Source organism: Inquilinus limosus MP06, from assembly GCF_000767795.1.
Lineage (GTDB): Bacteria > Pseudomonadota > Alphaproteobacteria > DSM-16000 > Inquilinaceae > Inquilinus > Inquilinus limosus_E.
Genome location: NZ_JANX01000283.1, coordinates 1 through 7,752, shown reverse-complemented (window position 1 = coordinate 7,752; position 7,752 = coordinate 1). Strand labels below are relative to the sequence as shown.

The 7,752-nt window shown below is 70.6% G+C and carries 7 protein-coding genes; 3 read left to right on the top strand and 4 right to left on the bottom strand.

Annotated features, from left to right (window positions below):
- The 4 genes from P409_RS20180 to P409_RS20165 form a co-directional block, all read right to left on the bottom strand.
- The coding region (locus P409_RS20180) for a TauD/TfdA dioxygenase family protein (RefSeq protein WP_034842471.1) at positions 1-771 on the bottom strand (771 nt) is incomplete at its 3' end.
- Positions 772-872: 101 nt separating this feature from the next.
- Positions 873-1,547: a TetR/AcrR family transcriptional regulator gene (locus tag P409_RS36315; protein ID WP_052121011.1), complete on the bottom strand. Its 675-nt coding sequence runs from the start codon at positions 1,545-1,547 to the stop codon at positions 873-875.
- A 211-nt stretch (positions 1,548-1,758) separates the two neighbouring features.
- On the bottom strand, positions 1,759-3,201 hold the full coding sequence (locus P409_RS20170) for an FAD-binding oxidoreductase (RefSeq protein ID WP_034842467.1): 1,443 nt from the start codon (positions 3,199-3,201) through the stop codon (positions 1,759-1,761).
- A 331-nt stretch (positions 3,202-3,532) separates the two neighbouring features.
- A complete protein-coding gene (locus P409_RS20165) occupies positions 3,533-4,195 on the bottom strand; it encodes a FadR/GntR family transcriptional regulator (RefSeq protein WP_052121009.1) in 663 nt (220 codons plus the stop codon).
- Between the two features lie 320 nt (positions 4,196-4,515).
- On the opposite strand from P409_RS20165, the gene P409_RS20160 reads away from it, so the two are divergent.
- The 3 genes from P409_RS20160 to P409_RS20150 form a co-directional block, all read left to right on the top strand.
- Positions 4,516-6,054 (top strand): ABC transporter substrate-binding protein, encoded by a 1,539-nt coding sequence (locus tag P409_RS20160; protein ID WP_052121007.1) that lies wholly within the window; start codon positions 4,516-4,518, stop codon positions 6,052-6,054.
- A complete protein-coding gene (locus P409_RS20155; RefSeq protein ID WP_034842459.1) occupies positions 6,051-7,004 on the top strand; it encodes an ABC transporter permease in 954 nt (317 codons plus the stop codon). Before P409_RS20160 ends, P409_RS20155 begins: the two co-directional genes overlap by 4 nt.
- Positions 7,001-7,752, top strand: a 752-nt coding sequence (locus P409_RS20150; protein WP_034842456.1) for an ABC transporter permease, incomplete at its 3' end; no start/stop codon positions are given. The genes P409_RS20155 and P409_RS20150, both read left to right, overlap by 4 nt.

Here is a 7,752-nt window from a genome sequence, read left to right as displayed (position 1 = left end):
GTGCAGCACGAAGGGGTTGTTCCACATGCCCAGCGTGCGCGGCGCCCAGCGCAGGCGGCAGTGGAACTCCGGCCGCGTCGCCCGCGCCATCAGGAAGTCGATCAGCGGCCGGCTTTCCTCCTCGGTCATCCCCTTGAAATGGGTCAGCACGCTGCTGACGAAGACGTAGCGCCGCCCGGTCACCGGATGGGTGCAGATCACCGGGTGCTCGACCGCCGCGTTCTCGATCGCCTCGACATCCGCGGTGACGCCGAGCCGCTTCTGCATCGCGTTGATCGCGAACACGCCGCGCCCGCTGTGGATGCCGGTCAGCCCCTCCAGGATCGCGACCAGCCGCGGCGACAGCGACTGGTAGGCCTTCTCCAGGCTGGCGAAGCAGGTGTCGCCGCCGACCGGCGGGATCTCCTCGCCATACAGCATGGTCACCCCCGGCGGCCGCGCCAGCCAGGCCAGGTCCATGTGCCAGTCCTCGCCGATCACCTTGCCGGTGTCGTCGGGCTCGCGCACGAAGCGGACGATATCCTCGAACCCGTCCATCGGGGTGTGCACGGGGTTGCCGCTGAACGGCCCGAAGCGGCGGGCGACCTGCTGCAGCGTGGCCGGCTCCAGGTCCTGATCGCGCACCGCCAGCACATGATATTCGTGCAGGGCGCGCAGCACCTCGGCGAAGGTGTCCTCGGCCGCCGTCCTCAGGTCGACGCCGATGATCTCCGCCCCCAGCGCGCCGGTGAACGGCCGAAGCTCGAATTGCGCGAAGCGCTCGTCCCGCATCCCTGCCGCCTCCCTCGATGGTCGCGCTCTCGGATCCGTCGCGACACTGACTTACATGTAAGTAAGTACACAGTGAGAGGAGGTACCGTCAACGGTCTCGATCACGCCTCCGGCACGATCAGGATGGGCGGCGCGCCCCCCTCCCCGGTCGCGCTGATCATCCGGCCGAGCGCGCGGAACAGCAGCTCGATCTCCTCGAACCGGCCCGCATCCTGGGTCATCGGCGGACAGGACAGCAGGGTGACGCGCAGCACCCGCACGACGTCGTCCACATCCGTCTCCCGCCGCAGCTGGCCGGCCGCCACCGCCTCGCCCACAGCGTGCCGCAGGCAGGCGTCATAGGTCCGGTTCACCCGCTCCAGCGCCGCAACCGCGTCGTCGCCGAGGGCCGGCAGGTCGTGGCGCAGGCGCGACAGCGGGCTCCAGACATTGCGGTCGCGGTCACCGGGATTGAAGCGGTGGTAGTAGCGGCGGAGGTCGTCGAGCTGCATCGACAGCCGCTGGTCGAAAGGGACGGTACCGGCGCGCCAGTAGCGCTCGATCCGCGCCACGGCATTCGCGGCAATGTCCTCGATCAGCTCCCGCATCAGCTGCTGCTTGCTGCCGAAGTGATGGTGGATGTTCGCCCGCGTGGTCCCGATCACCGCGGCGATGTCGCCGAAGCTGAAGCCGTCATGCCCCTTCACGACGTAGAGCTCGGCGGCGACCGCCTTGATCCGGTCGCGCGTTCCCCCCGAGGCGTCGGGTTCGGGCGGTCCGCTGTCCTGACGTGCCATGTCGTGCGCCCATGTTCGGAATGGCCGGGGGCCGCCGGCCGCGATCGGCCTGTATAGCCCACAAGCATGCCACAGCCGGAAGGCTGAACGACGCGGGACCGCCGGAGCAGCCGCAGCCGGACCTTCCGGGACGCAGAGCCTATCCCGACGATCGAAGCGTTGTCATGACGTCCGTGGCAGCCTCACCGGACGGCGGGCGCGGCGCCTTGCGTCACGGAGATCCGTCGGACGGCGCCGCGGCGCGGAAATCCACCGACCCAAGGCCGCCGGGGGCGACGAGATCCTGGATCGATCCGGCCAGCCCGCGCTCGCGGTCGCCGACGAGGCGCTCATAGAAGACCAGGTTGGCCCGGCCGATACCGTGCTCGGCGCTGAAGCTGCCGCCGAAACGGCCGGCCGCCTCGCCGAACACCAGCTCACGCAGCGGCGCCGGGTCACGCGCCAGGGCGGAGTCGCGCGGCAGCACCAGGTTGAAATGCACGCCGCCGTCGCCGACATGGCCGAAGTCGCAGATCCGCGCCTCCGGGTGCCGCTGCGCCAGCACCTCGGTCATCGCCCGGCGGAACGGCATCACATCGGCCCGCGCGAAGCCGAGGTCGAAGGCCACCACCCTGCCCTCCGCCGCCAGGCTCTCGCTCAGCACGTGCCGCAGCGCCCAGAAGTCGGAGCCGCGGCCCGGCATGGCATCGGCCAGCGGGCCGCCCGGCAGGTCCCAGATTTCCGCCAGCACCTGCTCCATCAGGACGTCGATCGATGGTTCCTGGTCCCGCGCGGCCCAGGACCGCTCGATCTCGACCAGGATGCAGAAGGGCGGCGGCGGATGCGGCGCGAAGGGGCTGCGCAGCCGCTCATGGTGCTTCAGCGCCAGCTCGACCGCGGCGCCGGACATGCCCTCGAACGCCGCCAGATGGTCGCCGACCCGCTCCTCGAAGGCGGTCAGCAGCGTCATCACCGCCTCGTCGTCGCGCGGCACCAGGATGGCCGTGGCCGATTGCTGCGGCAGGCGGCGCAGCTCCAGCACCGCGCGGGTGACCAGGCCGTAGGCGCCGCCGGTGCCGATGAAGAGCTGCTTGAGGTCGAGCCCGGTGTTGTTCTTGCGCAGCGGTCGCATCAGGTCGAGGACGGTGCCCTGGGCGTCGGGCAGCACCACCTCCAGCCCCAGCACATGCCGGCGCATGTCGCCATAGCGGATGAAGCGCGCCCCGCCGGTGTTGGTCGCGACCATGCCGCCGACCATCGGGTCCGCCCCCAGGTCGATCGGCAGGACCAGCCCATGCGCCTCCAGCCCCTGGTTGAGGGCGGACAGGCGGAGGCCGGCGCCGACGGTGGCGCTGCGATTGGCGGCGTCCACCTCGAACGGCCCGGTGAACCGGTCCAGGCTGAGCACGCCCTGCGCCCCGCCGGCATCCGGCGTCGAGCCGGCGACGAGACCGGTGTTGCCGCCTTGGGGCACCAGCCGGATGCCGTGGCGCACGCAATGCGCGACGACGGCGGAGGCCTCGGCCGTCGTCGCCGGGCGGGCGACGAAGGCCGCCCGGCCGCGGTCGTAGCGGGCGCCGGTCTCGTAGGCGGAGAGGTCGTCGGGGGCCGCGAGCAGGCCGCGCTCTCCGAGCATCGCCCGCAGGGCATCCAGATGGCTGGCCGTGTCGTTCACTCGCGCAGGCTCTCCCGGCGCGGGCCCGGGCGACGGCCGGCCTTCCTGCCGGTCGGGCCCGCCCCGCATGGCGGATTCGGGCGGCCGGTGGCCGCCATCCACCGACTTTGCGTTGTCATTCCCAACCTGTCAACTTGTCCTTTTTCTGGGCAAGCCGAAAGGAGGCGGTGGCGGCCATCCACATCAAGATCCTGATTTTCAAGACAGAATTTCGGAACGCCGCATCCGCGCCGTCAGGATGGCCGCATCATCGCCATGACGAGCAAGCGCCGGCGGCGTGTTCTCCTCGCCCCACTTGTCATGCAACCCGGCCGGCCCCCCATGATGGCTGCTAGAGATGGATGCCGTCGAAAACGCGCTCCTGGGCGTTGCGGATATGGGCCTGCATCGCCTCGCGCGCCTTGACCGCGTCGCCGTCCCGGATCGCCTCGAAGACCGCCGCGTGCTCGCGCTGGACCATGGCTAGGTGCCCGGCCGAATGCAGCACGGAGAAGCTGCGCGCCAGGTCGATCACATAGTCGAGATGCGGCCGCACCGCGGCCAGCGCCGCCTCGAAATACTGGTTCTGCGTGGCCCGGGCGATCGCGGCGTGGAAATCGCTGTCCTGCTGGACGCCGATCTTGCCGGTCCGGATCGCCTGGTCGATGGCGTCGAGCTCCTTCTTCACCGCGGCCAGCAGCGCCTCGTTGCGGTTCAAAGCGGCGGCATAGGCCACCTCCCCCTCCAGCGCGATGCGGAACTCGTAGATGCGCCGGACATCGGAGATCGTCTGGATCCCCTGCGCCCCATTCACCGGCCGGGCCGGCTGCGGCTCCGCGGCGCCGACGACGAAGCTGCCGGCGCCCTGCCGGGACTGGATCAGCCCCTCCTCGCGCAGCCGGCGCAGGGCCTCGCGCACGATCGGCCGGGAGACGCCGAAGCTCTGGCTGAGTTCCTTCTCGGAGGGCAGCTTGCCATCCCCCGGAAACTGGCCGCGCTGAATGCGCCCCAGCATGTCGCCATAGAGGATATCGCTCAGTCTTGGACGTGGGGACACCGGAACCCTTTGCCGTGCGGCGGCCTGATTGTTTGCAGGCAAGATTACACGTTCTATCGGGAAGCTCAAAGCCCGGCTGTCCCGAAAAATGGCACGATCGTGCGGCTTTTCGTGGCCTTCGCCCCTATGACCGGACGTCGCCCTCTCGCCCACATGTCAGTTGACATGTAATTTTCAGCCGGATAGATGTCAAAAACAAAGCTCGGCGATATCGGGCAAAAATCGACATCTCGGCCGCGGGCCAAGCCGCCCGCGCGCCACAAACAGGGGATGGCACCATGGTCGGGGGTAGCCGCTGCATCACCATGACGCGCCGCGCGCTTCTGGGCGCCGGCCTGTCGCTACCGCTCCTCTCGCTGCCGGGCCGGGCCCAGCAGGCCGACGGGATCCTGCGCTTCGGCCTGTCGGCCTTTCCGCCCAACCTGCAGCCCTGGGTCAGCACCGGCGCCGCCGCCGGCACGGTGAAGCTGATGCTGCACCGCAGCCTGGTCACCTATGACAGCAAGGGCCAGCTGCGCGGCGAGCTGGCGGAGTCCTGGTCGGTCGACGACGAGGGCGCCTGGGTCTTCAAGCTGCGCCCAGGCTGCGTCTTCCAGAACGGCGACCCGGTCACCGCCGACGACGTCAAATGGTCGATCGAGCAGATCGCCGCTGAGAATTCGACCGCCTATATGCGCACCCAGTTCCAGGGCATCGAGCGCATCGAGACCCCCGATCCGCAGACCGTCCGCCTGGTCACCAAGACGCCGCTGGCGACGCTGCCGACCTGGTTCGCCAACTACAACACCTTCGTGCTGTCGCGGAACTCGACGGCGCGCGAGCCGATCGGCGCCGGGCCGTTCCGCCTGACCGGGCAGGAGCGCGGCACCTCGCTCGAGCTCACCGCCTTCGACAAGTTCTACAAGCCCGGCTTTCCCAGGCTGAAGGGCATCCGGTTCACCGTCTATGCGGATGAGAACCTGCGCGTCGCGGCCCTGCAGAGCGGCGATGTCGACATGATCGAATACGTCCCCTGGCAGTCGATGGCCACGGTCGAATCCGATCCGCGGCTCAGGCTCGACGCGGTCGAGGGACCGTTCATGTGCGTGCTGTTCAACGCCACCCGGCCGCCCTTCGACGACCCGCGCGTGCGCCAGGCCGTCGCCTTCGCGGTGAAGCGGGAGGACATCGTCAAGGCCGCCTTCTTCGGCCGGGGCAAGCCGATGGCGGGGCTGCCGATCGTCCCCGGCACGCCCTGGTACGACGACGCGCTGGCACATGGCTGGGCCTATGACCCGGCCCGCGCCAAGGCGTTGCTGGCCGAGGCCGGGCACCCCGACGGCTTCCAGACCACGCTGATGGCCACCGCGCAATACGGCATGCACAAGGACACCGCCGAGGTGGTGCAGCAGCACCTGGCCGCGATCGGCATCCAGTGCGAGCTGCAGCTGCCGGACTGGTCGACCCGCGTCGCCCGCGGCACCAAGGGCCAGTACGACATCGCCATCCACGGCCTGTCCGCCGACAACAACGATCCCGACGGGCTGACCGGGGTGATCGACACCTCGCTGGCGCCGACCCATGGCCGCTCCTTCGGGCTGAAGGCGCCGAGGACGGTCGAGGCGCTGGCCCGCGGCCGGGCCGAGTTCGACCAGGCCAAGCGCGTCGAGATCTACAAGGAGATGCAGCGCGCCGCCCTCGAGGAGGTGCCGCTGGCCGGGCTGGCGTGGCGGTCGCAGGGCTACGGCCTGGACCGGCGCATCACCGGCTTCACCAACCTGCCCGGCGCCCTCACCGGCTTCTCCGGCGCCACGCTGGAGGAGACCAGCTTCGCATGATCGCCGGGCTCCTCCGCCGCATCGCGACCTCGCTGGCGCTGGCCTGGATCGTGGCCACGATCGTGTTCCTGGCGCTGCACATGGTGCCCGGCGACCCGGCGGAGCTGCTGCTGTCGACCGGCGGCGTCGCGCCCGACCCGGCCGCCGTGGCCGAGCTGCGCGAGCGGCTCGGCCTCGACCGGCCGCTGTCCGACCAGTATTTCGAGTTCCTGTCCGGCCTACCGCGGGGCGATCTCGGCAACTCCCTGGTCGACGACTATCCGGTGGCGCAGGAGATCGCGCTGCGCCTGCCGCGCACGCTGGAGCTGATCGGCGCCGGCGCGCTGCTGGCCGTGATCTTCGGCATCCCGGCCGGCACCTACGCCGCGACGCATCGCGGCGGCACCTTCGATCGCATCGCCTCCGGCCTCGCGGCGCTGCTGCTGGCCGTCCCGGTCTTCGTGGTCGGCACCCTGCTGATCCTGGTGCTGGCCCAGGCGCTGCGGCTGATGCCGGCCGGCGGCTTCGTGCCGCTGGCACAGGACCCGCTGCAGCACCTGACCCTGCTGGCCCTGCCGGCGATCGCCATCGCCAAGGGCCTGACCGCCATCGTGTTCCGGATGACGCGGTCCTCGGTGCTGGACGCCCTGTCGCGCGACTATGTCCGCACCGCCCGGGCCAAGGGCCTGTCCCCCGCCCGCGTGCTGGTGCGCCACGTCGTGCGCAACGCGCTGAGCCCGGTGCTGACCGTACTGGGCCTGCAGATGGGCACGATGCTGGGCGGCACGGTGCTGGTCGAGTACGTCTTCAACTGGCCCGGCCTGTCGACGCCGCTGCTGCACGCGGTCGAGGCGCGCGACTACCCGATGGTGGTCGGCATCGTCCTCACCGTCTCGGGCCTGTTCCTGCTGATCAACCTGGCGATGGACCTGCTCTACGCCGTCCTCGACCCGCGGATCCGCGCGGCATGAAGCGGCTTTGGATCCCGGGCGCGCTGGTCGCCGCCGTCATCCTGCTGGCCCTGCTGGCGCCGTGGCTGGGCCTGGCCGACCCGGTCAGGCAGGACATCGCCCAGCGCCTGGCCGGGCCGATGCCCGGGTCGCCGCTGGGGCGCGACGAGTTCGGCCGCGACGTCCTGTCCCGCCTGATCTGGGGCGCGCGCACCAGCCTGGGCGTCGCCTTCGCCGCGGCCGCCATCGCCGGTATCGTCGGCACCCTGCTCGGGCTGGTCGGCGGCTGGTTCCGTGGCCTCGGCGAGCTGCTGGCGGTGCGCAGCATGGACGTCATCCTGTGCTTCCCGCCGGTGCTGCTGGCGCTGCTGGTCGTCACCCTGCTCGGCCCCGGCGCCAGCACGCTGATCCTGGTCCTTTCGGTGCTGTACCTGCCCGGCTTCGCCCGGGTCACCTATGCGGAGGTGCTGTCGGCCCGCAGCCACGACTATGTCGAGGCGGTGCGGGCGCTGGGCGCGCCGACCGGCCGCATCCTGCTGCGCACGGTGCTGCCGAACATCGCCGGGCCGGTGCTGGTGCAGCTGTCGCTGGCCGTCGCCGCGGCGGTGGTGCTGGAAAGCGGCCTGTCCTTCCTCGGCCTCGGCGTGGTGCCCCCTGCCCCGTCCTGGGGCCTGATGATCCGCGGCGCCCGCGCCACCATGGAGCAGGCGCCGCTGCTGCTGCTGTGGCCCTGCGCGGCGCTGAGCCTGACCATCCTGGCGATGAACCT